The sequence below is a fragment of the uncultured Rummeliibacillus sp. genome (assembly GCF_934216135.1).
Classification (GTDB): Bacteria; Bacillota; Bacilli; order Bacillales_A; family Planococcaceae; genus Rummeliibacillus.
In genome coordinates, this window is the sequence record NZ_CAKQBI010000015.1 from 51293 (window position 1) to 70004 (window position 18712).

The 18712-nt window shown below is 33.4% G+C and carries 12 protein-coding genes; 1 reads left to right on the top strand and 11 read right to left on the bottom strand.

Going from position 1 to position 18712, the window contains the following annotated elements:
- Positions 1-234: 234 nt before the first annotated feature.
- Positions 235-2748 carry a preprotein translocase subunit SecA gene (secA, locus tag Q0977_RS11155; RefSeq protein WP_299513784.1) on the bottom strand — a complete coding sequence of 838 codons (2514 nt, stop codon included), beginning with the start codon at positions 2746-2748 and terminating at the stop codon, positions 235-237.
- A gap of 329 nt (positions 2749-3077) precedes the next feature.
- On the opposite strand from secA, the gene Q0977_RS11160 reads away from it, so the two are divergent.
- The gene (locus tag Q0977_RS11160) at positions 3078-3995 is read left to right on the top strand and encodes an LCP family protein (RefSeq protein WP_299513787.1); all 918 of its coding nucleotides are present in this window, start codon (positions 3078-3080) and stop codon (positions 3993-3995) included.
- 70 nt (positions 3996-4065) lie between these two features.
- On the opposite strand, the gene raiA is transcribed toward Q0977_RS11160, so the two are convergent.
- From raiA to Q0977_RS11210, 10 genes are all read right to left on the bottom strand, one after another.
- Positions 4066-4629, bottom strand: coding sequence for a ribosome hibernation-promoting factor, HPF/YfiA family (gene raiA / locus Q0977_RS11165; protein ID WP_119415631.1), 564 nt, complete (start codon positions 4627-4629; stop codon positions 4066-4068).
- 110 nt (positions 4630-4739) lie between these two features.
- Positions 4740-5114 carry a PilZ domain-containing protein gene (locus Q0977_RS11170; protein ID WP_299513794.1) on the bottom strand — a complete coding sequence of 125 codons (375 nt, stop codon included), beginning with the start codon at positions 5112-5114 and terminating at the stop codon, positions 4740-4742.
- Positions 5115-5556: 442 nt separating this feature from the next.
- Positions 5557-10776 carry a hypothetical protein gene (locus tag Q0977_RS11175; protein ID WP_299513797.1) on the bottom strand — a complete coding sequence of 1740 codons (5220 nt, stop codon included), beginning with the start codon at positions 10774-10776 and terminating at the stop codon, positions 5557-5559.
- Between the two features lie 214 nt (positions 10777-10990).
- The gene (locus Q0977_RS11180; RefSeq protein ID WP_164489533.1) at positions 10991-11368 is read right to left on the bottom strand and encodes a PilZ domain-containing protein; all 378 of its coding nucleotides are present in this window, start codon (positions 11366-11368) and stop codon (positions 10991-10993) included.
- A 238-nt stretch (positions 11369-11606) separates the two neighbouring features.
- Positions 11607-13322 (bottom strand): phospho-sugar mutase, encoded by a 1716-nt coding sequence (locus tag Q0977_RS11185; protein ID WP_299513807.1) that lies wholly within the window; start codon positions 13320-13322, stop codon positions 11607-11609.
- Positions 13323-13517: 195 nt separating this feature from the next.
- Positions 13518-15203 (bottom strand): methyl-accepting chemotaxis protein, encoded by a 1686-nt coding sequence (locus tag Q0977_RS11190; RefSeq protein ID WP_299513811.1) that lies wholly within the window; start codon positions 15201-15203, stop codon positions 13518-13520.
- Between the two features lie 594 nt (positions 15204-15797).
- Positions 15798-16157 (bottom strand): flagellar protein FliT, encoded by a 360-nt coding sequence (locus Q0977_RS11195; RefSeq protein WP_124217336.1) that lies wholly within the window; start codon positions 16155-16157, stop codon positions 15798-15800.
- Positions 16157-16555 (bottom strand): flagellar export chaperone FliS, encoded by a 399-nt coding sequence (fliS, locus tag Q0977_RS11200; RefSeq protein ID WP_119415624.1) that lies wholly within the window; start codon positions 16553-16555, stop codon positions 16157-16159. The genes Q0977_RS11195 and fliS overlap by 1 nt, the downstream gene beginning before the upstream one ends.
- 37 nt (positions 16556-16592) lie before the next feature.
- On the bottom strand, positions 16593-18182 hold the full coding sequence (fliD, locus tag Q0977_RS11205) for a flagellar filament capping protein FliD (RefSeq protein ID WP_299513818.1): 1590 nt from the start codon (positions 18180-18182) through the stop codon (positions 16593-16595).
- Between the two features lie 12 nt (positions 18183-18194).
- Positions 18195-18572, bottom strand: a complete 378-nt coding sequence (locus tag Q0977_RS11210; RefSeq protein WP_119415622.1) for a flagellar protein FlaG — start codon at positions 18570-18572, stop codon at positions 18195-18197.
- Positions 18573-18712: the final 140 nt, after the last annotated feature.

Here is an 18712-nt window from a genome sequence, read left to right on the forward strand (position 1 = left end):
ACTCACGCTTCTTTTTGCACAACTCAGGCTCCCTTTTGCACAACTCACTCCTTTTTGCACAACTCACGCTTCATTTTGCACAACTCAATTCCATCCATCTCCATGAAGCAGCTATGCATTTATAGAAAGGCATAAAGGAGTTGTCCGAAAATGAGTTTTCGGACAGCCCCTTTGTAAGTGACACTCTGAAGTTACGAGAACTTAGGGAGTGTGCGATATGAATCTTTTAAGATGCTATTGAATAGCACCATGACAGTTTTTGTATTTTTTACCGCTACCACATGGACATAGGTCATTACGGCCAACTTCTTGTTTTTTACGGATTGGTTTACGTTTAGCAGGACCATTTTCTTCAGTTTTTGGATTAACAGCTTCACCTTTTGCCACTTCTTCACGTTCTAAGTTGCTACGGATTTCAGCTTTCATCGCATATTTTGCAACATCTTCACGGATGGCATCAACCATTGCTTCGAACATTGCAAAACCTTCAGATTGATATTCGCGAAGTGGATCTGTTTGTGCATACGCACGTAAGTGGATACCTTGACGCAATTGGTCCATAGCATCGATGTGGTCAATCCATTTAGAGTCAATTCCTCGAAGTAAGATAACTTTTTCGAACTCACGCATACGTTCTGGAGAAAGTTCTTCTTCTTTGCGGTCATATTCTTTTTTCACTTCAGCACGAAGATATTCGATGATATCTTCTGGAGATTTACCCGCAAGACTATCAGCAGTTACGACACCTTCAGGAAGTAAGTTAGCTGCTACAAAGTTTGCTAGGCCAGTTAAGTTCCAGTCATGTGCATTTTCTTCTGCAGTATAAGAATGAACAGCATTTACTAAAACTTCATCGATCATGGATTCAACTAAGGCACGCATATTTTCAGTTTCTAGCACTTCATAACGTTCTTTGTAGATGATTTCACGTTGTTGACGTAAAACATCATCGTATTGCAATAAACGTTTACGAGCATCAAAGTTATTACCTTCAACACGTTTTTGTGCAGATTCTACAGCTCTAGAGACCATTTTAGATTGGATTGGTTGAGAATCATCCATACCTAATTTTGTCATCATATTTTTCATGCTTTCAGAACCGAAACGTTTCATCAATTCATCTTCAAGTGAAAGATAGAATTGTGTTACACCAGGATCCCCTTGACGTCCGGCACGACCACGTAATTGGTTATCGATACGACGTGATTCATGACGTTCTGTACCGATGACAGCTAAGCCGCCAAGTTCAAGAACACCTTCACCAAGTTTGATATCCGTACCACGACCGGCCATGTTTGTTGCGATAGTAACCGCACCTTTTTGACCTGCTTCTGCTACGATTTCAGCTTCACGTTCATGGTTTTTAGCGTTCAAAACGTTATGAGGAATACCACGTTTAGACAATAAGTGTGAGATTAACTCAGAAGTTTCAATAGCAACGGTACCTACAAGAACTGGTTGACCTTTTTTATGACGCTCAGCAATATCATTAGCTACAGCTTCGAATTTCCCTTGCATTGTAGCATAGATTAAATCTGGGCGGTCATCACGAGCAATCGGTCTGTTCGTAGGAATAACAACAACGTACATATTGTAAATATTACGGAATTCTTCTTCTTCCGTTTTAGCTGTACCTGTCATACCTGATAATTTTTCATACATACGGAAGTAGTTTTGGAATGTGATTGTCGCCATTGTCATAGATTCGTTTTGAATTTCTACGCCTTCTTTTGCTTCAATCGCTTGGTGAAGTCCTTCTGAATAACGACGACCTTGCATAATACGTCCAGTAAATGAATCGACGATTAAAATTTCACCATCTTGTACTACGTAATCGACATCCAAATGCATACTTGCGTGTGCTTTCAAAGATTGGTTGATGGCATGGTTTAAACCAACATGAGTCAAATCAAACAAGTTATCAATATTAAAAGCTCTTTCAGCCTTTTCAATACCTTGTTCGGTTAATGTAACACCTTTTGTTTCAACATCATAATTGAAATCTTCATCTTTTTTCAATGTACGGACAAAAGCATTGGATTGTTTATAAAGAGCAGCTGACTTATTAGCTTGACCAGAAATGATTAATGGCGTACGTGCTTCATCGATTAAAATTGAGTCAACTTCATCGATTACAGCATAGTAAAGAGGACGTTGAACACGTTCTTCTTTGTAAAGAACCATATTATCACGTAAGTAGTCAAAACCAAGTTCATTGTTTGTACTATAAGTAATATCGCAAGCGTAAGCTTCACGTTTTTCATCTTTTGACATGTTATTTAAGTTAACACCAACTGTTAAACCTAAAAATTCATATAATGGACGCATTGTTTCAGCATCACGAGTAGCTAAGTATTCATTGACAGTAACAACATGTACACCTTTATGAGTAAGTGCATTTAAATATACAGGTAAAGTTGATGTTAATGTTTTACCTTCACCAGTTTTCATCTCTGCAATGTTACCTTCATGTAAAGTCGCGCCCCCCATAATTTGTACAGGGTAAGGATACATGCCAAGTACACGTCTTGAGGCTTCACGAACAACGGCAAAAGCTTCTGGTCGAATACTGTCTAAATCTTCACCGTTTGAATAACGTTGATAAAATTCTTCTGTTTTTGCTTTTAATTGTTCATCAGAAAGTTTTTCCATATCTTTAGCAAATGCTTCTACTGCATGTGCAACTTTTTCTAAGTGTTTAAGTTCTTTTTTATTTGGATCAAAAATTTTATTCAATATGCCAGGCATCGATTTTCACATCCTATATAGTCTCAACCCTTATTTTAACACTGTTTGATATTTTAGTGCAAACGAACGATAACTATTAATCTTTCTTATTTGCTGTATGAAAGGACTTTCCACTTAAAACACAGAAAAAAAGCCTATTTTCTCTGTAAATTGTTCACTGTTTTCCCGTAGAAACTAGCAATTCTATATTTTATAATCCCCACAAATTTTAATAAACGTTAAATAGATTAAATAAGATTTTAGTCGCATAAACTAAAAAGGAGATTACTAGAAGAAGGTTAGGTTCTACATACTTTCATAGGAAAATAAAAAAGAAAGGAAGAGATACAATGCGAAGATTATTGAGATGGTGTTTGGGTATTTTTATAATTATTCTAATCATAACTGGCATCATTGCTTATTCCGTTTATGATCAGGCTATGTCAACTTTTGATGAAATTCATACACCTGTCGAACGAAATTCCAGTATATCAAGAACAGAACCCGTTGAATTAGAAGAACGACAACCGTTTTCCATCCTACTACTTGGGGTAGACGAGCGACAAAGAGATAGAGGACGCTCTGATACAATGATTGTCTTATCTGTCAATCCTCAAACTAATAGTACGTTAATGGTGAGCATTCCTCGTGACACGTATACACAAATAGTAGGAAAAAATATAAAAGATAAGATTAACCATGCCTATGCATTCGGCGGAATCGAGATGTCGATGAACTCTGTTGAAAAATTATTAAATATTCCAATTGACTACGTAGCAAAAGTAAATATGGAAGGCTTTGAACAAGTGATTAATACAGTTGGTGGCATACAGATTGAAAATGCACTCGCTTTTCAAGAAGGTAATTACACTTTTAAAAAAGGTGACATCACTTTAGATGGAGAGGCTGCTTTAGCCTATGTACGAATGAGAAAAGAAGATCCTCAAGGTGATTTTGGAAGGCAAAATCGGCAGAAACAAGTCATTCAAGCCGTTATTGAAGAAGGTACATCTTTGAAAACATTATTAAAATATCAAAATATATTTGACATTCTTGGCAATAACATTTCAACAAATCTTACATTTGATCAAATTAAAGAATTGCAGCAAAGTTACAGAGAATCGTTAAGCAATATTCAACAAATTCATTTTGAAAAAGGAAAAGGCAAAACAATTCATGGTGTTTGGTATTATATGATGGACTCAAATGAGTTAACAGAAGTTTCTAATACGTTAAAAAAACATTTACAGATAGATTCCAAATCATAAAAGGAAACCCAGCTGTCTATTTTAAACAGCTGGGTTGTATATTAGTAACCGATAAGGGGTTACACATGAACTAATTTGTTTCGATAAGACCGTATTTTCCGTCTTTTCGTTTATATACAATATTGGTTGCATCAGAGTCGGCATCAGTGTAAATGTAGAAATCATGACCAAGAAGATTCATTTGAAGAATAGCTTCCTCCTGATCCATTGGTTTTAAAGAGAATTGCTTTGTACGAACTACTGAGAAATCTTCTTCTGTATCCGTAGCAACTGCTGTAGGTGCCTTTTCAGCTTGAACATTTGCAAAGTATACGCCCACACCTTCACGATCACGGAATCTGCGGTTTACTTTTGTTTTATGTTTACGAATTTGGCGTTCCAGTTTACCAGTGATTAAATCAACGGCTGCATACATATCAGCATTACGTTCTTCAGCTCGTAAAGTTAAATTTTTCATCGGAATTGTTACTTCTACTTTTGTACTTTTGTCATTGTAGACTTTCAAATTCACATTAGCTGTAGCTGTTAGATCATTATTGAAATAACGTTCTAATTTTTGAATTTTTGACTCAACATACTCTCGAATTGCTGGAGTTACCTCAATGTTTTCACCACGAATGTTAAATGTTAGCATGTAAACTCCTCCTTTATTCAACCATACTTACATATTCTACATTACCCTAAAAAACCCTTCTTGAAACATAAAAAAACATTTTATTTTTTACATATTTTTGAACAGAAATATCATAGATTTTGTCTTTTTTCCTCAAAAACCTCTTTCTTTCGTCGCAATTTTAACTCCGAAATAATCAATTCTTGATGTTGTTCGACATTATTCATATCAATGCCATAATAATATCCATCACCAAATGCCTTTTTCCAGCGAATATTCCCTTTGACATTGATAGGCTTCGAAAATAATATAAATGACAAATCTAAATCATACATTTCACTATTAGAAGATAAGTCAACTTCTGTAAACATCTTCAAACCACTTGGGCTAATATCGATGATCTGTCCTTTTCGAAAGATCATCATTCCATCCCTTTTAAAACTATAAGTAACCGGTACTTCATGAATTAAAACATGCCGAAAATATTCCTTGCGTCGATATTCCAACCAATCCACCGTCCTACCTTATATGTATGAACATACTGTCCTGTCTAATACTTCTATTTTTAATATCGAATATTAAAAGTAAATATTTAGAAATTTTGATGAAGAGATGGCATATTTTGATTGGTCTGATGTTTTGTTTTTTATTTAATATGCGAAGTAGGGAGTTTTACACATTTAATTTAAAAATGCATAAGCATTCGTAAGGGCAAACTAACCTTTTGAAGTGTTTTATATGACGTAAATTACTGAGAGAGCGAATACAATTTAAAATGGAGCGAATAAGTCTGTGGAGAGAGCGAATAAAACTCTCAAACTAGCGAATAAATCAGTTGAAAGAGCGGATAACCATTGAATACCAGCGGATATAATGGGAGAACCTTAAGATATTAAAAAAGCTTTCCTCTCTATAAATAAGAGAGGAAAGCTTCCTTGCGTGTAATATTTATTTTTCCAAACCATCAATGACATCATAGATTGCACGGAAATATTGATAGCGAGCTAATTTTGTTCTATCGATTAAGGAAGCTAGTGTGATTTCTGAGCCATCGACAAGTCTTGGTGTGTTTAGTTGTTTAAATAAAGTCACTAATTCACCCATTTTTTTAGTAATCGTAGTGTTACAAGGCTCAGTATGGTCAGTACAAGCAGCAATGTTGCCATTTTCATTTTTCATTTCAGAAGTCCAATCATCAACTTGTTGAACACCAGTTTCAAAATTCGTTAAGTCATCAATAGCTTTTTGAGTTTGAGTTGATTTTTGAGTTTTACTATCCACTAAATATCCTTTAAGTGTATCTACATTTTGAAGATATATTCTTTGCTCTATCGGCATTACATTTAACGTTTTGGTTGCATCAATAACACTTTTAACATAACCAGTTGATTTTGGTTTAATAGCCGCGATTTTTTTATCTAATGCTTGTGCAGCTTTGATGTTGTTAGTTTCGTTTAATAAGCCTTTTTGTTTATCAGTTAAACCATTGGAATCTCCAGGATTAGCAGGTTGAACTTTATTTTGTACAATATCCTTTTGATCTGAACCAAGCTTGTTATAAAGCTGAATAGCATTTAGAATTTCAGAACCTACGTCTTTCTTAGAATACTTATTATTACCTTTATAATATCCAGTATAAGGGGATTTAATTAAATCTGAATCTGAATCTTTAATTGTAGTAGTATCAGGAATGTCCGCATCTTGTATTTTCTTTAAAGTTTCTACTATTTCCACAACTGGAGCATATTTATTGTAGATTTTCATCACATCATCATCGACTAGTGATTTTGCTTTTGTACTTAATTTCTTATACTCTAATACAGCATTAGCTATATCAGAATAAGGAACTGAATCTCTATCTAACCATGCCACAATCACAGTCCCATTAATTGTTCCACCATTGATAAGTGTTTCGAAATCTTCTGCGGCTTTTTTTGGAGTCTTATAAATATCTTTATTTACTGCACCATCTTGCCCATCAATATTAGAAGTAACATAATATTGAGCAGTTTTGTCCAATCCACTCAATTTCATATCTTTTAAAGCATCATATGCTGTTTTCACCTTTTTTAAATCCGCCACATATTTATCATTAGTTTTGTCAAGTTTTTTAAAGGCTTTGTCGACTTTTTGAGCTGCTTTGATTTCTTTTTCGTGTAATAAATACTTATAAGAATTACTACTGTTGATTTTGGCTGTTACCATTGCTTTTGGATCTTTTGAAAGTTTTTTGTAAATGGCAATAGCTTTTAGCATTTTGTCAATGTCTGAATCAACGTATTTTCCATCTTTATCAGAATCTATTTCTCCTGTTAATGACATAATTTCTGCAATTGGTGCATAAGCATTATATTTTGTAAGAACCCCTTGATCCAGAACAGCTAATTGAGCTTCATTTAAATTATTGTATTGATCAACGACACCATTATTGCCGTTTTTAATTTGATTATCAATTGAATTATCGTTAGGCAATAAATTTACTTTATTCACAAAATTATCAACATCTTTAATAATTTTATCCATGTTATAGCTATTTTTAAGAGCCTTTATATCATTTTCATGAACGACATAAAGTTGGACTGGCTTTCCTGCTTTGTCAAACTTATAGTACAGTACAATGGCATCTTTGATATATGTTTTACTTGAAGGTTTTAGTGCTTCATATTCTTTATCGATTTCTTGTGCTTTTAAGAAGTTTTTAATTTCTCCATCGCTCATTGGAATAGACGGGTGAACAATTTCTTTTTCTTCATATTTTTCATCTTTATGTTTTCCCTTATATCGATCTTCATAATAATAGTCTTTTTGTGATGAAGGAGCCTTCTTTAAAATTGAAACTTGCGTTGAGTCTAATTGTTGGAAATAATCGATAGCTTTATAAATCAATTTAATATCGTTTGGATTTGAAATTTTTATTGGTTGCCCATATCTAGAATTAGAAACAGTGTATCCAACTTTATATTTATTCGAATCTGCTAAATATTCATCTCTTCTTTTACAATTATCTTTATATTCATTTTTTACATTTTGATCAGAACTATCTTCGGCTTTTTTACAATAAAAACTGTCTTTTACATAATCAAAATCTACATTTTCTTCATTAAATAACTTACCATATGAAACATATAACGTTTTTGCAATGTCTTGAATTCTTAACACTAATATAAATTTGTTATAATCAGCCAAGGTTTCATCCTTAATCAAATCTTTTAACGGAAATTTATATTTAGTGCCAAATTTATTGTAGTTAACTAAATCGTAATATTGAGCTTCAAGATTTCGAACCATTTCCATAGTCGGTGTACCATTAGATTTACTGACCTGAGACATTTTATCTACACTTGTTTCAAATTCCTCAGCCTTTTTAATTGGTACACTATATAGTTCTTCTACCCTATCAAATTCATCTTTATGGGTAACGTATTTTTGTGCAAACGGTGCAGAAACATACATTTCACGATAGATATCGATTAATTCTAATTCATATTTGTCATCTGTTGGTTTGATTTTTTCATAAGCCTTGTCAATTGCTACTGCATCTAAAATATTTTTTGTCTCGTATAAGAATGGGAATTTCTTACGATCTGCAGCATCAATAATCATTTTAGGATCAGGCTTTAATGCATTATAGGCAATCGTTGCTTTTTGAATATAATACACATTAGTTGGTGTAATATATTGTGAGCTCGTATCTACTCCAATAATAAGATTAAGTAATTTATCAACATTTGATACTGGCGCATATTCATTGTATTTTTTCATGACTGCTTTATCTACTAAACTACTTGCTTTAGGATTAGTACTAATCTTCGTATTATAGTCTGTAACGGCATCCTCTACATCTGCAATCTTACTATTTTTACTTAGTTTATTGACTTTTGTTTCAAAATCATTAGCAATCGTTTTTTCATCTTTATATGTGTTTTCTAAATCTGCGATTTTATTTTTATTTACCACATACTTTTGAACATCAGCTAAAGCATCATCATATACTTCATATACTGCTTTAGCATCTTTGGGATATGACTTGCTTGATTTCTTTAATTTTAAATAAGCACTATCGATTTTTTGTGCTGACGTAATATTTGATTCATCCGCTACAAGATCAGCGAAAGAAGGATACTTTGCATCCACAATTTGTTTTTGTGGAGTTCCTAATTTTTTATATGCTTTAATAGCTGACGTAATATTAGCAATTTGTTTTGCTGTATAAGGATCTTGAACAGAAGACGGAAGTTTATCAATTAACTTTAAAACATTTGGTACTTTTGCATATTCGATATACGTCTTTAATACATTTTTATCAACAAGTGCTAGCCAAGATGGTTTTGCTGAAATGGTATTGTACTGACTGATTACTTTATCAATAGCTATTTTTGCATCGTTAGCACTTGGAATTGAATTCACACTATCTGAAAAATCATCAACTGCTGTTTTAGCAGCATCATAACCGGCCGCATTTAATTTAGCTTCAATGTCGTTAGTTTTTACAACTACAAAACGTTTCACTTCTGGTGAGGCGTTATTATACGTATCCTTTACTTTCAATAAATCTAAAAAGTAACTTGGTTTGCTACTATTTTTTAAAGCTGAATCATAGCTTTTATCAATTGATTGTGCGTTTGAAATATTTTTAGCTTCTGACAAATAATCTTTTGCATTATTACTAGTTAAACCATTTCGCACAATTGATTTTTGGTCAGAACCTAACTTATTATATTGTGTTAATAAATCAGCTAATGTTGATACTTCAGATGTTTTTAAAGATCCTGGTGTTAAACTATTTAACGGACTTAAATTTAAATCTTTTAAATTATCTACAAGGGCAGGTATTGGCGCAAATTTGTTATAAGTTGTAATAGTCTTTTTATCTACTAAATCGATTGGTGCTAAATCTGGATATTTAGCTATACTTGCGTTTTTGGGTTTTTGAAGCTCTGTATACAGCTTTATTACCCCATTATCCCCATCTATATCAGTACTACTTGAACTATTACTTGATAATCCATTGACTTTTTCAGTAAAAGTATCTGCCTCTGTTTTTTGAGAAGAATACGCATTATCAATATTATCAATTACTGCAAAATCTTCCTCTGGGATAAAGTCTTTCAATTTATAATCTTTTTTGTCAGTATAAGATATAGTTTTATCTGCTACTGGTTCGTATTCATTGAAATATAAATCATATAAATCTTTAGCCTTGGCTTTAGCAAGTGGTTGTAATGCTGAATATTTTTTCTCAATACCTGCAGCTATTTTTATTAAATCTTCCAAAGCTAAATAACGTTTAAGATTATTTCTCGCTGTTTCTTTTTTTTCCTCGTCTGTAGTATTAGTATTACTACTATCAGCTGTTAATAAATCATCCAACAATGTTTTCTGAGCACCAGATAATTTATTATATGCGTTAATAATAGTTAAAATTTTTGTTCCATCTTCTGGTGTTGTGTTTGAAGAAGTGTCTGAACCATTATTTGTATTTGACTCGTTAGTCGAACCTGCCTCTAAAGTCCTAAACACCAATTTTTTTGTTTCAACGACATCTGAATAGTAACTTAGTTTTTTCAGTGTTGTGCTTGGGACAGCTGCTTTGGTGATGCTGTCTAGGTTGTCATATTGCTTTTCTAGGGCTACTGATTTGGTTGTGAAATTTGTTTTGTTTAAGGTTGCGACACTTTTGTTGAATGCGTCGACTTTTTTTAGGTATGGTTGGATGTTTTTCCAATGTTTTTTTAGTGTTGAATAGTTTGTGACTTTCTTTTTGTCTGTTTTTGATAGTTTGTTGTAGGCACTCAAGGCAGATTTTGTTTTTAGGACATAATCTGATTTTTTTGAATTAATCGCTTTGATTTTTGTAATTACTTGCTTTGCTTTTCTATTTTGTACAGTAGTCCAATGTTTTTTTAGTGTTCCATAGTTGTAGACCATCTTTTTATCTTTACTAGATAGTTTTTTATACGCATTTACCGCTGATTTTGTTTTTGTTACATAGTTTGATTTTTTGGGATTGATGGCTTTGATTTTTGCGATTACTGACTTTGCTTTGGCGCTAACTTTTTTCGATGAAGTTGTTTTTGCATATGCTAACTCTGGATTCGCTGCTGTTATAAGCGTCGGTACGATTAACGCAGCTGCTACACCCATTGAAACGAATGATTTGAAACGCACATGAATCCTCCCTTTTCTAAATCTATTATTATAGTAATTTTACACTTAGCTTTTTTAAACAAAAATCTATAAAATCTTTATAATCTTAATATCGGCTTTAGCATTTACATTTTTAGAGGAGAAGTAATTTCATTACATACCGATAAAAACTTAATAATTTACATAAAAAATTCTCACAAAGAATATTTCTTTTGTGAGAACTACCGTAATCATTCTATATATTCTCTTTCACTTCTTGGCGTCTTCGTAATTTTAATTCTGAAATAATTAATTCCATTAACGCTTCATCTGCTTCTAGGTCAATACCATATAAATAATCATCCATTTGTAACTTTTTCCACTTAATCATACCTTCTACAGAAATTGGTTTTGCATAGAGCATAAAGTTTAACTCCACTTTTAATGGATGTTCGTCCATCGGTAAACTGTCAGGTATTGCAATCCTTACACCACTAGGACTCAGGTCTACCAAACGGCAAAGTTTAGTTTCTACTAATACTTTCTCCTCTTTGTTTACAGAAGAAATTTTACACTTTGCCATTACATCTCGTTCAAGTACATGTCGAAATGATTCTTTACGTTTATATTGCACTTTTTCTTCACCTGCGTTCATAAAAATTTACATTTTTGTATGCGACTTTTTATTTTTTACTCTACATAGCTTTAAACTGCGACTCATTAATCTCTAAATTTATTTCCTCTGAAAGTATATACTATTTAGAAGAAACTGTTAACCGAATATTATAAAGATACTATGGTTAATCTCATTTTTTGTAAATAAAAACCCCAAATCTATACAGACAGGGGGGATTTATCAGCTTAGTAATTTTTCAACAACTTTCATCGTTCAGCTTTTCAAAGGCCTCTTGAATCGCTAATAACTTTTTATCGGCAATTTCCGCAGTTTCTCCTACTACACCGAAATAGTATTTACACTTTGGTTCTGTACCGGATGGACGGATGGCGATCCAAGATTCATCTTCTAATTTAAACTTTAAGACATTTTCTTTTGGTAAGAATAAGTCTTCGCTATAACCATCTGCAAAATTTGCTTTGCCTGTTAAGTAATCTTCTACACAATTTACGTTTATATCAGCAATGTTTTTGGGAGAATGGCGTCGTAATTTTTCCATAATAACGGCTATCTGTTGTTGACCACTTTGCCCTTTGAATACTTTTGACACGAGTGCTTCTCGGTGATAGCCGTATGTTTGGTACAACTCCTCTAAGGCATCTAATAATGTCTGTCCCGCCTTTGCATAATATCCTGCAATCTCTGCAATCAACACCGCCATTTGTACAGCATCCTTGTCTCGCACATAACTTTTCACGAGATAACCATAGCTTTCTTCATACCCAAACAAATAGCTATAGTTGTTGGTTGTCTCAAATTCATGGATTTTCTCTGCGATATATTTAAAGCCTGTTAAGGTATTAATCGTGCCGATATTGTATCGACTTGCTATTTTTGCGCCTAGTTCAGAAGTGACGATTGTTTTGATCAAAACTGCATTAAACGGTAATGTATTCTTTTCTAGTTTTGCTTGGATTAAATAATCAGTCACTAAAGCTCCCACCTGATTCCCTGTTAACAACTCATAGCCATCTTTTGTTCGAACTGCAACACCTAGACGATCGGAATCCGGATCTGTTGCTAATAGTAAATCCGCTGAAACTTTTTTTCCTAAATCTATAGCCATTTCGAAAGCAGCTGGACTTTCTGGATTTGGATATGTAACAGTTGGAAAATCCCCATCTTGAATGATTTGTTGTTCTACTACATGAACATTTGTAAATCCCGCATTTGCTAGCCCTTGCATAACTGGGATATACCCAATTCCATGAAGGGGTGTGTAAATGATGGATAAATCCTTTTTTACATCAGAGCGTTCCGAAATCGTTTGTAAATTTTGCTGAAAAGCTGTATCGATATCCTCTAAAATTTCAGAATGGAGTTCAGCTTGTTTCAATGCTTCTAAATCAGCTACCTGAATCGCAAAAATATCATCGACATTGTCCATCATATGAACAATCATATCGACATGGTGTGGCGTTAGTTGTGCCCCATCTTCTCCATAAACTTTAAATCCGTTATACTCTTTTGGATTATGACTAGCCGTAATCATCACGCCCACATAGGCATGTAAGTGACGGATGGCAAAAGATAGCTCAGGTGTTGGTCGCATCTCGGAAAATATAAAAGTCTTCACCCCATATTCACCGAGAACTTTCACCGTTTCTAGCGCAAATTCTTTGGAAAAATGGCGATTATCGTAAGATATGACAACCCCACGTTGCTTAGCTTCTTTTCCATGGAAAGCGATGATTTGTGCTAGACCAAATGCTACACGTCTAATGGTAAATATGTTAAGGCGATTCGTGCCAGCTCCTAGTAAACCACGCATTCCCGCAGTACCAAATTGGAGATATTGATAGAAGCAATCGTTTATCTCTACAGGGTTATTTTCCATAGAAGAAAGTTCCTGTTTTAAATACTGTGGGACATTCGCTGACTGCCATTTTTTATAAAGAATAGTCGGTTGCATGTATATATTCCCCTTTAATCTTTCGTATATTGATCTTATATAGTTCAAGTTATGGAGAAAGAGCAGCATTTATACCTATTGAAAATGCTATACAAAATAAACTTGATAGAATGGAGCATGGTGTTATTCAAATCTGTAAACAAAAAAATAAGAGAGGATAAAATTTATCCCCTCCATTTTAAAATATTCAATTATCTATATTTTAAATTTTTGAACTTGTTCTTGTAATTGAATAGCGTTAGATGTCAATGATTTAGCAACTGAATTGATTTCACCAATAGTCGCAGCTTGTTCTTCCGTTGCCGCAGCAACTGTTTCAGTACTACTTGCTGCCATATCTGCTGCTTGTGCCATTTCTTGAACGGATGCAGCAACTTCTTCAGATGCAGCGGATACTTCTTGTGTTGCAGCGGATACTTGTTCTACTTTTTGAGCCATTGTATCGACAGAAGTTAAGATTGCATTGAATGATTGTTGTGCTTCATGTATTAAATCCACACCATCATTCACATTCGAAACAGTTAATTCAACCGCTTGTTCTACATCTACTGTGTCTTTTTGAATGATATCTGTTAAACGAACAATTTGTTCTGCAGATTTTTTAGATTCCTCTGCAAGTTTTCGAACTTCATCTGCTACCACTGCAAATCCTTTACCATGTTCACCCGCACGTGCCGCCTCAATAGCTGCATTGAGAGCTAGTAAATTTGTTTGGTCTGTAATTGCTGTGATTACCTTTGTGATATTACCAATTTTTTCGGATTGTTGACTTAACTTGCGAATTTTTTCTTTTGTGTCTGTTGATGATTCTTGGATAACTTTTAATTGTTTAAATGTAGTACGTAATGTTTGATGGCCTTGTTTAGCAACGGTTTGTGCTTCTATAGCGCCACCATGTACTTCTTGTGTAGAACTTGCAATCATTTGTACACTACTTGCAGTTTCTTCTACTGCAACTGCACTTTCTTTTCCTGTTTCAGCAGCTGAGTGTGCTCCTTCAGTAATCATTTCCAATTGCTTCGCTACATCTTGTGAAGCTGTAGCCACTTCATCTGTACTAGCTGTAAGTTCTTCTGCAGCAGCTGTTGTTTGTTCAACATTCGACATTACATTAGCTATTAATGATTGTAAGCTTTTCTTCATTGTATTAAACGATTCCGCTAAAGAATGAATCTCATCTTTAGAATTTACAATGATATCAGGCTCTGTTAAATCACCTTGTGCAATAGTAGAAGCAGCTTCTTTCAGTGCATTTACTGGTTTAGCAATATTTCTAGTTATGTATAATGCACACACAATTGCGACTAACAATGCAATTAGAGCTATAGTTATCATAAACGTAATCCCTTTATGTATCTTTACTTCCGCATCTTGTTGACCTATTTTTATTTGTTCCGTTTGGTAATCGACAACTTTGTCTACACTCATTTGAATGGCTTCATTTGCTGGTCGAATTCCACTATCAATTATTTCAAGTGCTTTATCGTGTTTATCATTTTTCACCATATCAATAATACTTTGTGAGCTTGCCAAAAATTTCTCTTGATTTTGCTCAATAATTTGAAGTTCTTGCTTCATATTCTCTGTATAAAATTTGGTTGAAAGATCGTCTGCTTTCGTAGAAATAATTTCCTGTTGTTTTTTTAGATTATCTAGTGTTCCTTGTTCCGGATCTAATACATAAGATCGCATATATACCCCTTGCATCGCTGAAGCATATTGTACATCCTTTACCTCTGTAATCTTCGCTACTCGGTCATTTAAAATGTCAGAATAAGTATTTTTGACATTCATTAATTGTATATATCCTGTAACTGCAACAATTGCTATAAACGCTATTAATATAAAAAAGACAGAATATAGTTTTTTACTAATACTCATTACTTTTTTCCTCCATTAGTTTTTTACTTATAATCAACTATACCTAATTAAATCCTTCCATTCCACTAATAAATAGATATAAAAGACTATTACGATTAACTAAAGGAGTTATGAGCATTTTCGAGAAATGTATGTTAAAGATTTGCGATTTAAACTCATATATGTTGTTTTGAAAAATGGGAATATTTTATTATATTTCACTTAAAATATTCATATTCATTTATACTCTATAACTTTCTATAGAACTTAATATTTTCTTAATTTTAAAGGTTATACCCATAAATATGTTAATAATACAAATAAGATTAGCTATTATTAAAAGTTCTTTTATTTAATAAAAATTTATCTTTTTATGATTCACTGTTTTTTAATAAAAATAGAATATGAAATATTATTTGATTAAATATAAGGAAGTATTTACTCCAATTTGCAATGAAATAGTTACTAAGAAAAAGGGCCTATCCATGGTAATAAAATAAAATTTATACAAACTATTTAGTTTCATTCTTCTTGTAATTCTCTTTCCTTATACACTCAAAAAGAAAAGCCCTAGCAAAAACATATCGTTTTTACTAGAACTTTTATGGGTTTCTATTATTTTCGCCCATCAAAATACGTACCATCCATCACCCGTACACTTGAATATGGATCTACATAACGCTGTTCGGATTTTTTTGTTTTTTGTAGGTTCTTCATATCTTGCGCAATTTCAGCTTTAGCTTTTTTCAATCGTTCACGAATACCCTTGTCAAGTTCACGCAATTGTTTTTCAAAAGGATGACCTGGTAAAGGATTTACTTCCAGCTTTTGAATTTGTTTGATAATTGAACCACGCTTGTCCAAATACTCATCGATTTTCTGGATATACTCATCGCGCTCCTTATCAGGAGGAAGCTTCGTCAAATGTTTATATAACTGAGCAGAAACTTGTAGAAATTCTTGAACAAGCTCCATTACACATGATCTCCAGAGAATTGCTTTTGACGATTGATCTGAATGACTTGTTTCCAAGTATCGCGGAATTCAATAACAAGACCTTCCACCTCATCCAAAATAGCAGTATCACTTTGGATATTCGCTTCTGTTAAACGACGGTGCATATATTCATATAAATTGAACATCTCTTTTGAAATGGCAATATCCATATTCAATGTAGCCATCAACTCTGAAATAATCGCTTGTGCTTTTTGAATATATTTGTTTCGATTTTGAATATCTTTGGCTTCAATCGCCTTTTTCCCTTGATGGATAAATTTGATGCAGCCATTGTAAAGCATTAATGTCAGTTCACCTGGGGACGCGGTCGTAACACTATTTTGTTTGTATGCATTGTATGCATTTTGTACTGACAAACTAAACAACTCCTTTAAATTTAAAACTAACTATTGCCTAATATGAATCAAAAATAGAAGATTGACTATTCGCCTTTTGAATCGCTGTCTCCATTGCGGAGAATTGGTTCCAGTAGCGTTCTTCTATGTCTTTTAAGCGATCTTTCCAGTCAGTGATTTTATCGTCTAAAGATGTGATTGTTTTACCTAATGAGTAGGTTAAATCAGAAGAAGAACTTTCACTACCTGCTGTATTTTTAATGGTCGATACCGCATTTTGAGCAGTAGTACGTAATTTTGATATAACCCCTTCAGCACCAGTAGAGCTATCGCCAGTAAAAATACGTGATACGATATCTGGATCATCTTCAAGAGCCGCTTTTAGTTTATCTTCGTCAATTTCAAGTTTACCGTTATCTGTATATGTTTTAGAAGTTGTAATGCCGATTTTGAATAACATATCATTACTACCATTCGAATCACTGCCGTAAGTTGATAATGTTGTACGCATGCTAGAGAGGACATTATTTAATGTAGAATCACCTTTTAAAAGGCCTGCTTTTGCCTTAGCCTCCCATTTTGTAATCTCATCTGTTGTCATCTCTGCCTTTTGAGCATCCGTAAGAGGTGCATAATCAACATTTTTCTTTTCTGATACACGAGTATTTAGATCTTTAATAAGACCATTATATGTCTCAACAAATTCCTTTACCTTATCAACAATTTTATCTGTATCTGTTGTGGAAGTGATTTTAGCAGGAGCATTACCCGCTTGAATATTTTCGTTGATCGTTAGTTGGTATCCAGAAACTGTGTATTTGTTTGATGTTCCTTCAATTTTGACTCCGTTTGCTACTATATAACCACTTGTTCCTAGAGTCGTTTCCGTCACATTAGTTCCCTTATTTATTAAAATGTTTCCTTCTTTACCTTCAGCTAAAACTCCTAATTTTGCAAACAGTCCGTTAGTATCGTTTGTTATTTGTATAGAGCCAACGTCTACCCCATCCACAATTACTGTTCCTTCTACATTCGCTGTTAAAGATAAACTTCCTTTGGAAGCTATTGCTGTGACTCCGACTCCTGATGCATTGATTTTAGACATTACATCACTAATTTTATCAGTTGCTTTGTAAGAAATTTTTTTTTCTATTAAACTACCAGAATCGTCTACTGCACTAATTGAAAAACTTCCTTCTGATGAAGTTAAGCCTAAGCTCGCCATTGTTGTGTCAGCTGTAAACCCTAATGCTGAAAAATCAGTAATAGATTGAGCAGCAGTTGCCATCTTCGCTTCTGTGATGTTAATCGTACCATTTGCTGAAGATGTTGCGGTTGCACTAACTGCACTAGAAGAAGCTGATACTGTTTTCGCATTCCATGAGCTTTTTAAACCATAATTATCAAAAATACCCTTCTGGAAACTATCTAATGCAGTATTCACTTCACGATAAGCGTCTCGTTTCCATTCGTATTTTTGTTTTTGTTGCTGAAGTTTCTCCATTTGAGCACTTTCAGCCTTCATCAATTTTTCCATGATGGAGTCAACATCCATACCAGATACTAACCCACCAATTTTATTCTTATATTGCAAATAAGAATACGATGAAGTTGTTGATGTATTTGTTGTATTATTTACTGAAGCCATACTTTCTCCTCCTTAAGCTTTTGTATCAAACATTTTTCCAATTAGTTTTTGCATTTCGTAATAGGCATCTAGCAGTTCTTTCGGTGGAATTTCTTTAACCACCTTATCTGTTTTTGAATCGACTATCTCCACATAAAACTTTTCCAATCCATCATGAAAAACAAATTTAGAATCCTTATGAGAATACTCCATAAATTCATTCATTTTATTGACCGCGGTTTGATAGGCTTGTTTTGTTGGATTGCCATTTTTGTCGGTCATTTCTGAAATATTTTCATTTTGCTTTAAGGATGAGATATTTTGAAAAATTTGATTTATTGATGTATTATTTTTTTGAATGATCTCTTTTGAAATTGCTGAATCAACTGTCCCATTTGTTGAAACTCGCATTATGTATTTCCTCCCCTCAACTTTTAATTGCTTTGAAATTAATATCGGAGAGATTTACGAAAAATGTAGTAATATGTAAAAGTTGATCAAGAGATTATAAAATGCAATAAATTAATCTTTTAAAATTTGATTGACTATAA

Bases quoted from the DNA above. Each gene is read 5' to 3' on its own strand.
- fliD (WP_299513818.1), bottom strand. From the start codon at position 18,182: ATGGCTTCAGTAAATAATACAACAAATACATCAACAACTTCATCGTAT.
- Q0977_RS11195 (WP_124217336.1), bottom strand. From the start codon at position 16,157: ATGGAGCTTGTTCAAGAATTTCTACAAGTTTCTGCTCAGTTATATAAA.
- Q0977_RS11210 (WP_119415622.1), bottom strand. From the start codon at position 18,572: ATGCGAGTTTCAACAAATGGGACAGTTGATTCAGCAATTTCAAAAGAG.
- Q0977_RS11190 (WP_299513811.1), bottom strand. From the start codon at position 15,203: ATGAGTATTAGTAAAAAACTATATTCTGTCTTTTTTATATTAATAGCG.
- Q0977_RS11160 (WP_299513787.1), top strand. From the start codon at position 3,078: ATGCGAAGATTATTGAGATGGTGTTTGGGTATTTTTATAATTATTCTA.
- raiA (WP_119415631.1), bottom strand. From the start codon at position 4,629: ATGCTAACATTTAACATTCGTGGTGAAAACATTGAGGTAACTCCAGCA.
- Q0977_RS11185 (WP_299513807.1), bottom strand. From the start codon at position 13,322: ATGCAACCGACTATTCTTTATAAAAAATGGCAGTCAGCGAATGTCCCA.
- secA (WP_299513784.1), bottom strand. From the start codon at position 2,748: ATGCCTGGCATATTGAATAAAATTTTTGATCCAAATAAAAAAGAACTT.